The 16667-nt window shown below is 54.6% G+C and carries 15 protein-coding genes; 11 read left to right on the forward strand and 4 right to left on the reverse strand.

Annotated features, from left to right (window positions below):
* Positions 1–5 precede the first annotated feature (5 nt).
* Complete coding sequence (locus tag KV190_RS08725) at positions 6–866, reverse strand: 3'(2'),5'-bisphosphate nucleotidase CysQ (RefSeq protein ID WP_460192862.1); 861 nt, start codon at positions 864–866, stop codon at positions 6–8.
* On the reverse strand, positions 867–2597 hold the full coding sequence (locus KV190_RS08730) for an ABC transporter ATP-binding protein (protein ID WP_460192864.1): 1731 nt from the start codon (positions 2595–2597) through the stop codon (positions 867–869).
* Positions 2598–2654: 57 nt separating this feature from the next.
* Here KV190_RS08730 and KV190_RS08735 point away from each other — a divergent pair, with 57 nt between their 5' ends.
* The gene (locus tag KV190_RS08735; protein ID WP_460192866.1) at positions 2655–3917 is read left to right on the forward strand and encodes an ATP-binding protein; all 1263 of its coding nucleotides are present in this window, start codon (positions 2655–2657) and stop codon (positions 3915–3917) included.
* Here the strand turns inward: KV190_RS08735 and KV190_RS08740 are convergent.
* A complete protein-coding gene (locus tag KV190_RS08740) occupies positions 3912–6230 on the reverse strand; it encodes a diguanylate cyclase domain-containing protein (protein WP_460192868.1) in 2319 nt (772 codons plus the stop codon). The genes KV190_RS08735 and KV190_RS08740 overlap by 6 nt on opposite strands.
* Before the next feature lie 444 nt (positions 6231–6674).
* Here KV190_RS08740 and KV190_RS08745 point away from each other — a divergent pair, with 444 nt between their 5' ends.
* From KV190_RS08745 to KV190_RS08770, 6 genes are all read left to right on the forward strand, one after another.
* Complete coding sequence (locus KV190_RS08745) at positions 6675–8546, forward strand: PP2C family protein-serine/threonine phosphatase (RefSeq protein WP_460192870.1); 1872 nt, start codon at positions 6675–6677, stop codon at positions 8544–8546.
* A complete protein-coding gene (gene queA, locus KV190_RS08750; RefSeq protein WP_460192871.1) occupies positions 8546–9610 on the forward strand; it encodes a tRNA preQ1(34) S-adenosylmethionine ribosyltransferase-isomerase QueA in 1065 nt (354 codons plus the stop codon). Before KV190_RS08745 ends, queA begins: the two co-directional genes overlap by 1 nt.
* Before the next feature lie 444 nt (positions 9611–10054).
* Positions 10055–10252 (forward strand): hypothetical protein, encoded by a 198-nt coding sequence (locus KV190_RS08755; protein WP_460192872.1) that lies wholly within the window; start codon positions 10055–10057, stop codon positions 10250–10252.
* Between the two features lie 60 nt (positions 10253–10312).
* The gene (locus KV190_RS08760) at positions 10313–11125 is read left to right on the forward strand and encodes a carbon-nitrogen hydrolase family protein (RefSeq protein WP_460192874.1); all 813 of its coding nucleotides are present in this window, start codon (positions 10313–10315) and stop codon (positions 11123–11125) included.
* A gap of 120 nt (positions 11126–11245) precedes the next feature.
* A complete protein-coding gene (locus tag KV190_RS08765) occupies positions 11246–11443 on the forward strand; it encodes a hypothetical protein (protein WP_149817410.1) in 198 nt (65 codons plus the stop codon).
* Positions 11444–11617: 174 nt separating this feature from the next.
* The gene (locus tag KV190_RS08770; RefSeq protein WP_460192876.1) at positions 11618–12484 is read left to right on the forward strand and encodes an alpha/beta fold hydrolase; all 867 of its coding nucleotides are present in this window, start codon (positions 11618–11620) and stop codon (positions 12482–12484) included.
* 31 nt (positions 12485–12515) lie between these two features.
* On the opposite strand, the gene KV190_RS08775 is transcribed toward KV190_RS08770, so the two are convergent.
* Complete coding sequence (locus tag KV190_RS08775) at positions 12516–13049, reverse strand: P-loop NTPase family protein (RefSeq protein WP_460192878.1); 534 nt, start codon at positions 13047–13049, stop codon at positions 12516–12518.
* A gap of 163 nt (positions 13050–13212) precedes the next feature.
* On the opposite strand from KV190_RS08775, the gene KV190_RS08780 reads away from it, so the two are divergent.
* The 4 genes from KV190_RS08780 (at position 13213) to KV190_RS08795 (ending at position 16666) form a co-directional block, all read left to right on the forward strand.
* Positions 13213–13860 (forward strand): DUF3386 domain-containing protein, encoded by a 648-nt coding sequence (locus tag KV190_RS08780; protein WP_460192880.1) that lies wholly within the window; start codon positions 13213–13215, stop codon positions 13858–13860.
* Between the two features lie 2 nt (positions 13861–13862).
* A complete protein-coding gene (locus tag KV190_RS08785) occupies positions 13863–15068 on the forward strand; it encodes a ribonuclease Z (protein WP_460192882.1) in 1206 nt (401 codons plus the stop codon).
* A 143-nt stretch (positions 15069–15211) separates the two neighbouring features.
* Entirely contained in the window at positions 15212–15442 is a 231-nt protein-coding gene (locus KV190_RS08790; RefSeq protein ID WP_460192883.1) for a hypothetical protein, read from the forward strand.
* A 54-nt stretch (positions 15443–15496) separates the two neighbouring features.
* Positions 15497–16666, forward strand: a complete 1170-nt coding sequence (locus KV190_RS08795) for a cysteine desulfurase family protein (RefSeq protein ID WP_460192884.1) — start codon at positions 15497–15499, stop codon at positions 16664–16666.
* Position 16667 lies beyond the last annotated feature (1 nt).

Genomic DNA, 16667 nt, shown 5'->3' on the forward strand with positions numbered 1-16667 from the left:
CTTGCCTATTTTCCAGAATAGCCTTGATTTTCGTGTAAAAAGGCTTGCAGGCGATCGCCCACCGTGCGACTCAACGCCGGATGACACACCACCAAGGGCGGCCAATGCTGCACATCGGTGCGATTGTAGCGGGGCAACTCACCATTGGCATAGGTAAAGGCACCCCCCGCCTCCTGCATGATCAAATCAGGTGCCGCTAAATCCCAGTCCTTCGGGGCACTGCGCCCTGTGAGGTTGACGTACAGATCCGCATCCCCTTGGCAAATACTCGCCGTTTTACAGCCCATACTCCCCATCGGAATTTGCTGTACGCATCCTAGGGTTCTTAAAAAGGCCTGTAGGCGCTCTCCGCCGTGGCTCCGACTCATCACCACCCGCAACGGCTGCCCCTCAGTGGGGGGTTGCACCCGCAGTCGCGTCGCACCCTGGCGCGTCTCTCGATAGGCGCCTGCTCCGGCAATGGCGGTGTAGATCACCTCCTGCTCTGGCCAGACGACAGCGGCTAAACAAGGGCGATGTTCATGGACAAGGGCAACATGAATCGCATACTCCCCCGTTTGTTGCAAAAAGTCGTAGGTGCCATCGAGGGGGTCAATGATCCACTGGTAGGGCTGGGGCAACGGCTGCCCTGGGGTGTAGGTCTCTTCGGTTAAATAACCAAACTGCGTCGGCGGAAAATGAGCTTGGAGGGCGTGGCGCAAAAAGCGATCAATCGTTTCATCGGCAAGGGTGACGGGATCACCACCTTTGTCCTGCACCGTTAGATCCTGCACCTGACGGTAAAACTGGCGCAGTTGCTCAAGGGCTTGCCAAAGAATCGGGCGCAGGGTAGCAAGGGTATTCTCAAGATCAAGGGTGGGGGACATCTAGGCTGCCTCAAGGGAAAGACCATGGGGAATCGCGGCAATTAGCGTGCGGGTATAGTCGTGCTGTGGCTGTTGGTAAACGGTTTCCGCGTCACCCATTTCCACAATTTCGCCATTGTACATAACCATGAGGCGATCGCTCATGAATTTCACCACACTGAGATCGTGGGAAATAAAGAGGTAGGTCAGTTGAAACTCCCGCTGGAGTTCTTTGAGCAAATTCAGTACTTGCGCCTGCACCGACACATCCAAGGCCGACACTGACTCATCACAAACGACAAACTCGGGATTCAAGGCCAAGGCACGGGCAATACAAATTCGCTGCCGCTGCCCCCCAGAAAATTCATGGGGATAGCGATTCTGGGCTTGGGGGTCAATGCCCACCCGTTCAAGAAGATAGGCCACCCGCTCTTGGTGTTGCCGTTGCGACTGATGACGGCGGTGAATCCGCAGCGGTTCTGCCACCAACTCGCCAATGGTCATCCGCGGATCTAGGGAACTGTAGGGGTCTTGGAAAATGAGTTGCATCCGTTGTCGCAGGGGACGCAATTGGCGAGGCGATAAATGGCTAATGTCGCGATCGCCAAAGATAATTTTTCCCTGCGCGGGTTCTAGGAGACGCAAGAGGGTGCGTCCCAATGTTGTTTTGCCACAGCCCGATTCCCCCACCAAGCCAAGGGTCTCCCCAGCGCGAATCGTAAACGAGACATCCTTGACGGCAGTGACAAAGCGCTGCTTGCCCGCCACGGGATACTTGACCCAGAGGTGTTCAACGCGCACCAAGGGGGGTTGGCTCGCCAAATGCGCCAAGCGTTCCTGCTGCTGCGCTGGGGAAATCACTTCTAAGCGCGGGGGAGTGGCCGCTAGAAAATCCGCCACTGTTGGCAAAATTGCTAGGCGCTGATCCAAGCGAGGACGACAGGCTAGTAGCCCCTTGGTATAGGGATGTTGGGGGTGACGAAAGACCTGCTGAACTGTCCCCGATTCGACAATTTGCCCTTGGTACATGACAACGACCTGATCCGCCAATTCCGCAATCAGATTCAAATCATGGGTAACAAAAATCAATGAGAGAGGGTACTGCTGCTGCAACTCCCGCAAAAGCCGCAGGATCGCCGCCTGGACAGTGACATCGAGGGCAGTGGTGGGTTCATCGGCAATTAAAAGCGCTGGCGAAGCGGCCATGGCCATAGCAATCATGACCCGCTGAATTTGTCCCCCAGAGAGTTGGTGCGGATAGCGGCGGAGAAACCGCTTTTTCTCCTCAGGGGGGTCTTCGGGTTTGAGGAGATGCACCTGCTCAAGGAGCGCGATCGCCCGCTGTTGAGATTGCCCTTGGGGAAGTCGTTGCTGTGGATCAATGGCCTCGGCCAGTTGAAAGCCAATGGAATAGACTGGATTGAGGGAACTCATTGGTTCTTGGAAGACCATACTGATTTGGCGACCCCGAATCTGCTGCATTTGGCGGGGGGTACAGCGCAGCAAGTCCATGGCCTCCCCCTCTGGCTCTGGCTGAAACCACGCTTCGCCGTGGCTGATCTGTCCCGGCGGCAGGAGCAACTGCAAAAGCGCCAAACAGGTCACCGACTTCCCTGACCCCGACTCACCGACAATGCCAAGGGTCTGACCCCGCTCCAAGCAAAAGGAAATCCCATCCACTGCCCGTAGGGTTTGATCGGCTTGGCGAAAGTCAACGGTGAGTGCTTCCACACGCAAAAGGGGTGACGACATCGCAGGGCAAACCAACTCGGAATAATCCTAGAATAGAGGCGATTCTGGCACTTAGGCATGGAGTTGATCTTTTTTGGGGTTGGCCTGCTGTTGGGGCTAATGGTCTGGTTCTGGCAGTGGCAGCAAGTGCGACACGCTTTGGAGACGCTCCTTGAGCAGTACGCTGCCCGTCCCTTCAAATCCTCACCGTGGCAACGCTTGCGAACCCTACTCAGCCAACAGCTTCAGGAACAGGAACGCTGCCGTCAGAAAATGCTGCGCTGTCAAACGCTCCTTGAATATGCCCCTATTGCCTATCTAGAGGTGGATGAGGCCAATTGCGTGGTTTGCTGTAACGAGGCGGCCCGATCGCTCCTTGGTTTGGTGCATCCCGAAGGCCGTCTTTTTTTGGAATTGGTGCGCTCCTATGAATTGGACTGTCTGATCGAAGAGGTGCGTCAAGAGGAAACGATGCGGGAGCAGGAATGGCTCTATGCCTACCTCACACCGACGGGGCAAACCAAGCGCAAACCCCTGCGGGCACGGGGACTCTGCCTTGGCGAGGGGCATGTGGGTGTATTTATTGAGGACTGCGAAGAGGTGGTGCGGCTGCGGGATGAGCGCGATCGCTGGGCAGCAGATGTTGCCCATGAACTGAAAACCCCCTTGACCTCACTGCGCTTGGTAACTGAAACCCTACAACAACGGGTGCCGGAGTCCCTACGGGATTGGGTCGATCGCCTCCTCGAGGAAATTATTCGCCTCAGCCTCCTCGTCCAAGAACTCCTAGAGTTAAACCGCCTTAGCCACACCCCCGCCGATAGCCTTGAGCGGCATCCCCTCGACCTTGTCCAACTCATTGATACTGCGTGGCAATCCCTCGCCCCCCTCGCTGCGGCTAAAAACATCCACCACGAGTATACAGGCCCAGAGCAATTTCCCTACTGCGGCAATGAATCGCAACTGTTTCGGCTCCTGGTCAATCTCTACGACAATGCCATTAAATACGGCCCTGTGGGTGGTCAAGTACTGACGCGGCTGCTGAGCGATCGCGAGGGGGGCTATCTGTGTCTCGAAGTCATTGATAACGGCAGTGGCTTTCCCCCCAAGGACTTGCCCTATGTGTTTGAACGCTTTTATCGGGCACAGGCACGGCGGCATCGCTTTGTGATTCCTACGGATAGTGAAGGGCGGATGCCCCCCGTCGGTAGTGGCAGCGGTTTGGGATTGGCCATTGCTCGCCAAATTGTTGAATGCCATGGCGGCTATATGCAGGCGGCAAATCATCCCGACTATGGCGGCGCATGGCTGCGCATTTATCTGCCTCTGACTTCGCTATAGTTCCTTGGCGACCCAGCGATCGCGCCCAAGGGTCTTCGCCTCGTAGAGACACTGATCCGCCAGATGCAGCAACATGGCTGGCTCATGATCAGGCGTGGGCACCGTTGTCGCAATCCCAAAACTGGCCGTCAATTGCGGGCCGACTGTACTTTTTGCGTGGGTGATATTTGCCTCCGCCAGTGCACTTTGTAACTGCTCGACGATATGGATGGCTCCCGCTTGATTCGTGCTGGGCAAAAGCAGGGCAAACTCCTCACCCCCAAAGCGACTGGCCAAATCCCCCGCTCGCCGCAGATGATTCTCTAAAATTCGCGCCACCTGTTTGAGAATTTGATCCCCCTGCAAGTGGCCATAGTGATCGTTGTAGGCCTTAAAACAGTCAATATCCAGCATCACCAAGCTCAGGGGCTGCTGCTCCCGCTGACAGCGACGCCATTCCTTTGCCAAGAGTTCATCAAAGCAGCGGCGATTGCCAATATCCGTGAGGCTATCTAGATAGACCATCTGTTGCAAATTGGCATTGGCCAGTTCCAAGGCTTGGTACATCTCCGCCTGTTGCAGTGCTACCGTCAAGGGTTCGGCAATGCGTTGCAGCAAGAACAACTCCTCCCGCTGCCAGAGGCGAGGGCTACGACAATGGTGGGCAATTAGCAGTCCCCACAGCTCCTGACCCTGAAGCAGTGGCACGACAAGATTCGCCTGAACTTGCAGGCTGAGTAGTAGCTCGCGGTAGCAATCCTGTAATTGGGCTTGATTGACATCGCTAATGGTCACAGTGCGCCCTTCCAGAAACCGCTGGGCTGTCCCCTTGTGGAAACAGGGGTCGTGGATCACTTGACCCAAAATGGAGTACTGGGGCAACGTAGTGGCTTCCACTTCCACAATGCCACTGCCATCGGGTAAAAAGCGGTAAATCAGGACGCGATCGCTGAGGAGTAGTTGTTGAATACTGGTTACGGCCCGCTGCAAAATCTCCTCTAAGCGAATCGACTGGCGAATATCCTGAATGATCGTGCTGACAATCATTTCCCGCTCAAGGGACGTTTTCAGCCGCTCCTCCGTGCGCTGTTGATCCGAGACATCCAAAAGAACACCATGGAGCATTTGACTGTGGGGGTCAAGTTGGCCGCGATCGCTCAACCAGCGGAAACAACCATCACGGTGTTGAATGCGATAGGTGGTACTGTAGGCACGCTGCTGCTGAATCGCCTGTTCAATATCCCGTTCCGCCAAGGCCAAATCCGGCGCTGGGATAATCTGGCGCAGATCCGGTAAATCTTGGGGAAAGTAACCCGTGAGGTGATAAATCTGATCGCTGACATAGCTAAACCGCCACAGGCGATCGCGATCGCGCCGATAGATGGCCACGGGCAAATGACTAATGAGGGTGTTATAGCGCTGCTCACTCTCCGTAATGGCCACCGTAATTGCCTGCTGCCGTGAGAGTTGCCAGCGCAGTTCCGCTGTGGCCTTATTGAGTTCGCGAGTGAGAACCTGAATCACCCCTTGGGCTTCGGTAATATCAATCGCCGCCAAAAGATTACTTTGGGTCACAATCCCCACCATCTGCCCATCGTCATCCACGACCACCACGCGCCGTACTTGATGCTCCTTGAGCAAATGATTCACCTGCCACAAACTTTGATCGGGCTTTACCGTCAGCACGGGCTGGGACATAATACTGCCAACAGTTCCTGTGAGCACGCCCCCTTGGCCATGCAGTGCTTGAAAAATATCCTTTTCGGTAATAATGCCGCGCGGAACAATGCCAGCAGCCGTTTCTTCAGGAACCACCAAACTCGTGACACCCCGTTCGGTCATCAGGACAGCGGCCTCCTCTAACGAAGCCTCCGCCGCAATCGTGGCCACATCGGGAACCATCACCTCAGCCACCCGTTTAATTCGCAGCAGATCCACAGGGCGCAGGCTCTCCCGAAAGGCTTGGCGGGTCAGCAGTCCTTCCACCCGTCCCGATTCATTGACCACAGCAAGAGCATCTACCCCCAAGTAGCGAAAACGCCCCAAAACGCCCAGCGGGTCATCGAGATCACTGAGGCGCAAGCAATAGTCTGATGGCAGCATGATCTGGGCAGCGGTAATCTCTTGTGGAGAGCACCCCTTACCAAGGGCACGGATCACTTCCCGTTGGGTGATCAAGCCCCGAAACTGTCCCTGCTCTTCGACAACTAAACCAAATCCTTGGTTGGTTTGTAATCCTTGCAGAATCTCATTGAAGGAACCCCTTGGAGCGATCGTCACTAACTGAGCCTGTACCAAGGCTTGCAAATTTAAGCCCGAACTCAATTGCTCCATAGTGTCCCTCTCTCGCCAAGATATACTGTTAAAGTAATGTCTAAAGTTACGTCTATTGTTTTTAATTGTTCTGATAAATAAAAATAAGATTTACAAAAATTTGTATCACTAATTTTGATGCTCTCCACTACAGATTGATTATTCCAATTCTATCTTGATCGTTCGGTGGCAACATCAGGGATGTTGAGAGTGTCGAGTCAGCCCTTGCCTAAAATAGGGGATGTGAGTCTCTCCTGTAGCGGGTTTCATCGTTTTGCGTGCGTTCGCTCCATCAGCAAAGGGCTGTCACTGGGATATTCCGCTGTTGCAGGAGAAAAGCTAGGATAGGGAATTGAATGTATTCTATTCGCCCCGGCTATGGACTAGCGAATTACTGGATCAGCAACTTTATGTGTACCTGCTGCGGGTGATTGTGACTGCGGCAGTCATCTCAGGATTGAAGCGATGAATCCACCTGCGCCTAATCTCATTTGCCCAGAGTGTGGCACTGCAAATTCCATTCACCAAGTTGAGTGTTGCCACTGTCAGGTGCCACTCCTGAAACGCTACCTGTGGGCGATCGGTTCTGGTTTGGATCGCTACAGTGTAGGTGAAGTGGTGGGCGATCGCTATCTGGTGCAAGGTAAACACTTGCTCTTAGACCTATTGCCGGGGGAGCCAGCACCCAGTGTGGACAACACCTCCCAGCTCTACCGTCCCTATCTGCGCCTATTTCCCAAGCGTCCCCATGTCCCGGAATTATTTGGTGCCCTTTCCCTGCCTGAAGGAGAACTGTTGCTCCTTGAGCATGCCCCCGTCAGTTGCATTGACATTGCCGATGCCAAAGTTGCCCCCGGTCTCACCCATGCCGCTCCCCTCACCACCATCTGGGAGAAAGCCAATTTAGTGCGCCGCCTCAACTGGTTATGGCAAATCATCTCCCTTTGGCCCGCGTTGGTGGCAGAAAATGTGGCTCTCACACTGCTCAATCCCCAGCTTTTGCGAGCTGAGGGTTCCCTTGTGCGACTCCTGCAACTGCAAGCGGGCAATAATCCCACCTTGGCTGACCTTGGCAAATTCTGGCAAACCCATTTCAGCTTTGCCGATCAAGGGGAAAATTTTCAGCAGGCCTTCACGATCCTGTGTCAACACATGCAGGATCCTCAGGAAACCACCCCTGAATCTATTCGTGACACCCTAGAGACACTGTTTCAACAGGCTCTCGATCACCTTGGTTATGAGTACCACTACGATATTGCCAGCCGCTCTGACCAAGGGCCTAGTCGGACTCGCAATGAGGACAAGTGCTTTCCAGAGCGGGATCTCACGAGCCAATCACAGGTGCTCGCCCTAGTGTGTGATGGCGTCGGGGGTCATGAAGGGGGCGATGTCGCTTCGGGTTTGGCCATTCACATTCTTGAGGAGACGCTAACCCCCCTTAAACTATTGGAGATGTCCCCTGCGACGGTTGAGCAGGCGATTCAAACTGCTATTCGCCGCACCAATGATGCCATCAATCAACGCAATGATACCGAGCAGCGCCACGAACGCCAGCGCATGGGAACCACAGTTGTCGGTGCCCTGATTGAACACGCCCATCTTTACCTTGCCCACATTGGCGATAGCCGCGCCTACTGGATTAACCGCTGGGGCTGCTACCAGCTCACCCTCGATGACGATGTGGCCAGCCGCGATGTGCGCTTGGGGATGAGTACCTACCATCAAGCCCTCGAACTCCCCTACGGCGGTTCCTTGGTGCAAGCGTTGGGGATGGCTCCCTCCCAGCATCTGCACCCCACAGTTGAACGCTTTTTGCTGGATGAAGAGGGCATTCTTTTGCTGTGTTCCGATGGTCTCAGTGACTTTAATCGTGTTGAAACCTACTGGCCACAGTACCTGCTGCCTGTGCTCCAAGGTCAGCTTGCCCTCACTGCTGCGGCTGAACAACTCATTGATCTTGCCAATCGCCTCAATGGCCATGACAATGTGACGGTGGTGCTCATTCACTGTCGGGTGAAGAATGCATCGGGTGTCATTGACTTGGACTACAGCGATATTGTCTGTCAAGGGGAGTTGCCAGAGGTGACAGATATTACAATGAGCTACGTCCCCCCACCCGAACCACCGGATCTCGACCTGACGGTTTCCCAGATTGTGGAACCCCCTCAACCCCAACCCAAACTGCAGCCAGCCCAAAGGTCTCGTTCTCAAGCGTGGCTGCTACTGCTGATTGCTGTGGGCGTTGCCACCACTGCCCTTGGCTTTCTGGCTGTGATGACTTCTATGAATCGCTCTGTGGTCGAGCCATCCCCCTCACCGTTGACCCCACCCCAATAATGCCGAGTCCTGACGATTTTTCCCTTGACGCCTACGACTATCACCTGCCTCCGGAGCGGATTGCCCAATATCCCGTTTCTCCCCGCGATCATTCCCGCCTGATGGTGGTGGCACGGGACACTGCTACGGATCACTACTTCTATGAGCTACCGCAACTGCTGCAACCGGGAGATTTGCTGGTGCTCAATGATACACGGGTGATTCCGGCGCGGCTGATCGGTCAAAAAGTCGGCGGCTCTGGCCGCACCGTTGAGGTGTTTCTCCTCGAAGAATTGAGCGATCGCCAGTGGTTGGCTTTGGTCAAACCCGGTCGAAAATTGCGCCCTGGGGCGGTGATTCAAATCGGCACGCTGCAAGCAACGGTACAGGCCATTGACGAGGAGACCCGAGGCCGGGTGATTGAATTCGACCTGCCGCCGGGCGATCGCCTGTGGTCCTATCTCGATCAACTCGGCGAAGTGCCCTTACCTCCCTACATTGACAACCCCCTTGAAGATACTGAGCAATACCAAACCGTCTATGCCCGCCGTCCCGGTGCCGTGGCTGCGCCAACCGCTGGCTTGCACTTTACCCCCGAACTCTTTAGTAAGTTGGCCTATCGCGGCATTGATCACTGTTTTCTGACGCTCCATGTGGGCATTGGCACTTTTCGTCCTGTGGAGGCCAGCGATATTCGCCATCACCATCTCCACGAAGAATGGATTGAGGTACCGGCTGCTACCGTCGAGCGGATTCAGGCCGCCAAAGCTGCCGGAGGACGGATTATTGCCGTCGGCACCACCGTTATTCGCTCCCTCGAGACCGCTGCCCAATCAGGCACCCTTCAGCCCTTTTGTGGCAAGAGTGATCTCTATATCTATCCGGGGTATCAGCCCAAGATTGTCGAGGGCTTCATTACCAACTTTCATCTGCCCCGCTCTAGCTTGATGATGCTCGTCAGTGCCTTTATTGGCCGCGAACGGCTGCTTCAGTTGTACGAACAGGCCATTGATCGCCAGTACCGCTTCTATTCCTTTGGCGATGCCATGCTCATTTTGCCTAGCGCTTGCCACAATACCGTTTGAGTGTGCTATCTTAAAGCCAGTTGTTTTGCAAATTACCGTTCAGGGAGATGGAGGTGATGCCCATGGCAGATAGTAGTAAACGCTTGGGTCGTCGTTTTGGAGTAGCTCAGCTCTAGGGAAGAGTTGTTCTCCATCTGTTGATTTGAAATCACACCTAGGAGGCCACTTCTCCTAGCAGTTGATACCCACGATAACCACCAGACCGCTCCTGAGGCCTTCCTTGGGGGCGGATGGCTTTTTAGGGGTATTTGGGGTGCGTCTGAGCAATAGTGTAGTTTTGTGACTAGCCATTAAAAAACATTTCAGATGCTGGGTGGCGAATGGGGCAGCGATCTATAGTAGGGGCAACCGGAACGTCGCCATTATTGGCCAGAGAAGACAAATTGAGAGTGAACAACGACTAATGATGGTGGACTCTGGAACTGTTGCGTTCTGAGAGCAGCCATGGCCGTTCAATTCCTACCCCAAAAAACACGGCAGAAAACGCCGCGCTTGCATCCCATTAGTGGTACCAAGCTACTGCTAGTCGTGCTGTTGAACCTCTTTATTGCCGGCTATGTCTTTTGGGCATACCGCACTGCCCATGAGCATCAGCTCCCGACCCAACGCAATCCGATCTTGCGGAACCTGCGTTCTCGCTAGACTTGCCCTAGGCAGATTGCAACGATAGAATGAGGGGTTGCTGTCTTTTTTTTAACGGGCATGAAATCCTATCTCGCTGCCGCCGTGCAAATGACGAGCCAACCCAATCTTGAGACGAATCTGGCTCAGGCAGAAGAATTGATTGAATTGGCGGTGAGACGGGGAGCAGAACTCATTGGCTTGCCAGAAAACTTTTCCTTTCTCGGTGACGATCGCGAGAAAGTCGCCCAAGCGGCAACAATCGCTGAGCGGACTGAGGCTTTTTTGAAACGCATGGCGCAGCGATTTCAGATTACCTTGGTGGGCGGGGGCTACCCGGTACCAGCAACCGAAGGCAAAGTCTATAACACAGCGGTACTCATTGGCCCCAACGGAGAAGAATTGAGCCGTTACCAAAAGGTGCATTTATTTGATGTCGATTTGCCCGATGGCAATATCTACCACGAATCGGGCACAGTGCTCGCCGGGCGGCAATTGCCCTCTGTCTATCCCAGTAAGGAACTGGGGAATATCGGCTTGTCGGTGTGCTACGACGTTCGCTTTCCAGAACTTTACCGCGCGCTCTCCCAAGCGGGGGCAACGGTGCTGTTTGTGCCGGCGGCCTTTACCGCCTTCACGGGTAAGGATCATTGGCAAGTTCTACTGCAAGCGCGGGCGATCGAAAATACCTGTTATGTCATTGCGCCAGCTCAAACGGGCATTCACTATGCGCGGCGGCAAACCCACGGCCATGCCCTGATTGTCGATCCTTGGGGAACCATCCTCGCCGATGCGGGCGATCGCCCCGGCCTCGCCATTGCAGCCATTGAGCCTAGCCGCCTTGAGCAAGTACGCCAGCAGATGCCCTGCTTGCAACACCGTGTCTTTTTCTGATTTGTGGGCAAATTGTGAAATAAATCGTAACATGGCATACAGCCGGGGGGAGTTTCCTACGCTATCGTAGAACCATAGGTGAATCCTTGCCCTCACTCCAAACCGACTAGGAGAGTATCTATGGAAAGCGTTACGGTTCCCAACCCGCAAGCCTCCGCCGAGGTTTGGAACTCCCTGAAGCGAGCGATCGCCCACAGCTCAGGTTTTCAGCGTTGGCTGAGCGAAAAGCAAGCCAGTGTGGTCGTCGAGCAGCCCACAGATCTCGATGCTTGCGTTACCGCTTACCTGCGTCAGGCCCTCGAAACCCTTGCCTATTAAAAATTGGTAAGAATTGTAAGCTTTGCCCCTATACTAGGAGCATTCTGACTCCTTAGGTCACATATTACCCCCACGGCGCATTCCATCTGGGGGTTTTTATTTGCGAGATTGGGGCAACACCATCCTGCGGAGTTCCCTTGGTTATAGTGGAAAGTGCCAGCCCCCAAGGTGCGTATGATTGAAGGCCCGTGGATCCATAAGTTTATTGTCTCCAATGGTATCCGTCTCCACTATGTCACCCAAGGAGAAGGCGAATTGGTGCTGCTGCTCCACGGCTTTCCCGAGTTTTGGTACTCTTGGCGACATCAAATTCCTGTCTTGGCGGAAAAGCACAAAGTCGTTGCCCTAGATTTGCGCGGCTATAATCTCAGCGATAAACCCCAAGATACCGCGAGCTATGTTCTTGATGAGTTAATTCTTGACATTGTCGGCGTTATTGACGGCCTTGGCTATCAGCGCTGTCACTTGGTGGGGCATGACTGGGGGGGAATGGTGGCTTGGGGGGTCGCCTATGCCGTACCGGAGCGGATTCAAACCCTGAGTGTGCTGGCCTGTCCCCATCCTGCCAAGTTTCAACAGTTGAGTTTCGAGCAATGGTTGCGCAGTAGCTATATGCTGCTGTTTCAACTGCCGTGGCTACCCGAGATCCTCTTGGAGTGGGGGGGCTATGGAGCGATCGCCCAAATTTTTCGCTGGGCCGCAGTGAACCAGCAGGCCATTCGACCCGCAGACTTGGCGCTCTATCAAGATGCCGCCGCCCACCGGGGTGCCCTCTCGGGAATGCTCAACTACTACCGTGCGGGGTTGCAAAGTCTCTGGAGTCGCGAGTGGGGGGTACTCGATGTACCAACCTTGATGCTTTGGGGGCGCCAGGATCCCACCTTGGGTATCGAACTCACCTACGGCACCGAAGCCTACGTCAAGGAACTGAAAATTCAATACTTGGATTACTGTGGCCACTTTGTACAGCAGGAGCAACCCGACTTGGTGAATGAGTATCTACTGGAGTGGCTAGAAACCGTTTCTGCCGCCCTAAATTAGACCTAAACCAACCTAAATTAAACCTGAATTACTAAATTAAACGCCGTAACTGCGTAATTTGGTCAGCGATCGCCAGCAGCGATTCCGGCATTTCAGGCCCCGTCAACATGACATCGAGGGTACGCGGGCGATTCTTGAGAAAATCCAGTACCTCTGCTTCAGTCAGCACCCCCAGTTGAATGGCCACACTCACCTCATCTAAGACCACCAAGCGATACTGCCCCCCTTGCACCGTGGTTTGCAAATGCTGCCACAGCTCACGCACTGCTGCCTTTTCTTGGTCAGTGATCGAATCTCCTTGGCCTAAACAGCGTTGTAGCGCCGGTCGCCACCACGTCAGATGCTGGCCCAACTGAATCGGGTGCTCAACCCCCGTTTGAATGCCCCCCTTGAGGAATTGCACAATCATGACGCCACTGCCCTGGGCAGCAACCCGCAACGCCTGAGCCATGACCGTGGTGAAGAAGTGTCGCTGCGGACAGGTAAACACCTGCACCACTCCCTCAATGCCATAGGTTAGGGGCAAGCCTGCCTCAGAAACGGAAACCGCGAGTTGTGCCACCATAGTGTTCCTGTCCAGTCAAAAAGGAGAGTGACCCCCTAGGGGTTATACATCTAGTGTAGTGCGCCATGATTTAACCCTAGTGAACACTAGATATACGTGGCCGTCAAGGGGTCGGAGAATTGAGTTATCTTAAAACAATGTGACTGTTACTGAGGATGCCCCCATGCCAGCGACACAGGCTCTTGATGCTGAGGCGCTTTTTCGCGCCGCCTACGAAAATCGTTACACATGGGATGAGAATTTTCCCGGCTTTACGGCCAAGGTCACACTGATAGCAGAGGATGGCACGTACCAAGGGCAGGTGAAAGTTAGCCGCGACTACACCGTTGAAGTGAGTGGCATTGCAGACGAGCAAGTGCGCGAATCCCTCTACAACCAATTGCGGGATGTGATTGTCCATCGCAAGCGCAACCGCTTTGAAGAGGCTCATGGCAAAAACACCTTCCAAAGTGGGGAAACCGACGCCAGTGGGGCGGTGGAAATCCTTGTCAGCGGTGACGCCATGGGATCCAACTACAAGGTGCGGGACAATCAAATTGTCTATGTCAGCCGTGTCATGGGGCGAGTCGCCTTTGCCATTACCCACCGTGAAGCCCTTGATACCGGCGCAGGCTACATTTCCACCAACTATGTGGCCGTCTTCCGCAATCCGCAAACCAACGAGGTGCTGCGGCAAATGGAGTTTGAGGATACCTATGTGCCCGTCGGCAATTACTACCTGATGAGTCGCCAGGTGGTGCGCACCCATGAAAATGGCCAAACCAGCACCTTTGAAATTCGTTTTGATGACCTGCAACTCCTAGACGACTAAGCGTGGAAATTACATTTCTAGGTACCAGTTCTGGGGTGCCCACCCGCACACGCAATGTTTCCAGTGTGGCTCTGCGGCTGCCCCAGCGCAAGGAAATTTGGCTCTTTGACTGCGGTGAAGCCACCCAGCATCAATTGCTGCGCAGCGACCTGCGAACTAGTCAGATCCGCCGCATTTTCATTACCCACATGCACGGCGATCACATCTTTGGCCTGATGGGCTTGCTGGCCAGTTGTGGCCTTGCGGGAACGGTGAGTCAAATTGATGTCTATGGCCCGCCGACATTGGATCGCTACATTGCCAGTTGTTTGCGCTGGTCTGTGATGCGGCTTCCCTACAAGTTGCAGGTGCATACGGTGGAGCCGGGGGACGTCTTTAGCGATGGCGAGTTTACCGTGACCTGTCGGCTGCTGCATCATCGCGTTCCTGCCTTTGGCTACCGCGTCACCGAGAGCGATCGCCCCGGTCGCTTTCATGTGGAAAAAGCCCAAGCCTTGGGCATTCCCTTTGGACCACTGTATGGTCAACTCAAGCAGGGCAAAACGATCACCCTCGCAGATGGCCGCAGCTTTGATGGCCGCGACTTCTGTGATCCACCGCAGCGGGGGCGCAGTATGGTCTATTGCACCGATACGGTCTTTTGTGAAAGTGCGGTTGAATTAGCCCAGCAGGCGGATGTCCTCATCCACGAGGCGACATTTTCTCATCAGGAGGCGGATCTGGCTTTTGCACGGCTGCATTCTACATCCACGATGGCGGCTCAGGTGGCGGCCTTTGCCCAAGTGAAATTGCTCTTCCTCACCCACTTTAGTGCCCGCTACGCCCCCGGCAATCCCGTGCAGGTGGAGGATCTGCTCGCGGAAGCACAAGCCATTTTCCCCAATACTCGCTTGGCGCGGGATTTTCTCCACTACGAAATTCCCCGGGACGCGCCCCAAGATCAGCCAGCGGTAGCTACTACACCAGAGAAAGGGGATATACTGACCAATCGGGGTGAGGAGAAAACGGTTGCTGTTGCTCAGAAAACTGCGCCAGCGATCGCCATCAACCGTGCCACCCGCCAACAAATGCAGCAGAAGCTGGGAATTGACGCTGCTACAGCCAATGCGATTTTGGAGCGGCGGCGACAGCAAAAGTTTACCTGCCTAGAGGAACTCGAACGCCTGTATCCGCAGGTGGCATGGGACAGCCTCAACGTGGAGTTCTAAAGTTCTAAAAATTGATTCTTTTGAGTCTCAAATGGGAACTTGTGATTGAGATCAACGTCTTTGTGTGCTGTTGATCACAGTTAAGCTTTGTGAAGCACTGGCATAGTTGAGACCATACACGCAAATTTCAAGGGGATTGATGTATGACGCTGCTAGAGCTAGTCCGCCGCATTCAGGCGACTCGGATCGTAACCCCTGCTCAAGAGCGACAGATCAATGAATTGTTGTGGCAGCGTTCCCTGAGCGCTACGGAATATCAAGCAATGCAGGAGCTGGTTACGGGGATTATTGCCGGAGAAATTCAAGTCATCTCTCAGATTCAGCGGTTTGGCAGCAAAAAGGAGCTAGGGAATAATCGGTTACAATTGGCTTAAGGGACTGGGTTTTACGACAGTTCCGCCATTGGTTTTTGGGAGCTGCTCCTGCCCATGCAACTGTATTTCGACTATGGTGCGACGACCCCCTGTCGAGCAGAGGCTATTGCAGCGATGGTGGCGGCCTATCAGCAGCAGTGGGGTAATCCATCAAGTATTCACGAGTGGGGGCAACGTGCGGCTATCGCCCTTGAGCAGGCACGGATGCAGGTGGCGGCACTGATTCACGCCCAAGCGGATGAGATCATTTTTACCTCTGGGGGCACAGAAGCCGATAATCTTGCCCTCTGGGGAGTTTGCCAACGCTATCGCCAACCTCAGCATTTAATCATTTCGGCAGTCGAGCATTCAGCGGTGGCCAAACCGGCGGCTGCCCTTGAAGCCCAAGGCTGGCAAGTGACCCGTTTAGCGGTGAATCACTGGGGACAGGTGGAACCCGCCCAACTGCGGCAGGCGCTGCAACCGAACACGGTCTTGGTCTCGATCATCTACGGCCAAAGTGAGGTGGGCACGCTCCAACCCATTGCCGAACTTGCAGCCATTTGCCAAGAGGCAGGGGTGCTTTTCCATACGGATGCGGTTCAGGTGGCGGGACGAGTTCCCTTAGATGTGCAACGGCTAGGGGTGGATTTACTCTCGCTGTCCAGTCATAAAATTTATGGCCCTCAGGGGGCGGGGGCGCTCTATGTGCGATCGGGGGTGCCCCTAGAACCGCTCTTGCGTGGCGGTGGGCAGGAACTGGGTCTCAGGGCAGGAACGCAGGCAGTACCGACCCTCGTGGGTTTTGGGGTAGCAGCTGAATGGGCCACAACTGAACTAGCGACAGAACCCATGCGCCTTGCTCAACTGCGCGATCGCCTGTGGCAGCAGTTACAGGATCATCCCCAAGTGGAACGAACAGGGCATCCATGGCAGCGATTGCCCCATCATTTGAGTTTGATTCTGCGCGATCGCCACGGCCAGCCGTTGAATGGCAAAACCTTTGTACGGCAACTCAACCTTGCGGGCATTGGCATTAGTGCGGGATCCGCCTGTCAAAGTGGCCAAACCCAACCCAGTCCCACCCTCTTGGCCATGGGCTACGATCCTGACACTGCCAAAGCCGGGATTCGCATTACCTTGGGGCGAGAGACCACCGCTGCCGATGTTGATTGGTTAGCCATGGTGCTGCGGCAATATCTCGCAGAGGCGATCGCTCCCCCCTTAGCAGTATCTCTTTCCTAGG

It is taken from the genome of Thermosynechococcus sp. FA-CM-4201, assembly GCF_054689355.1.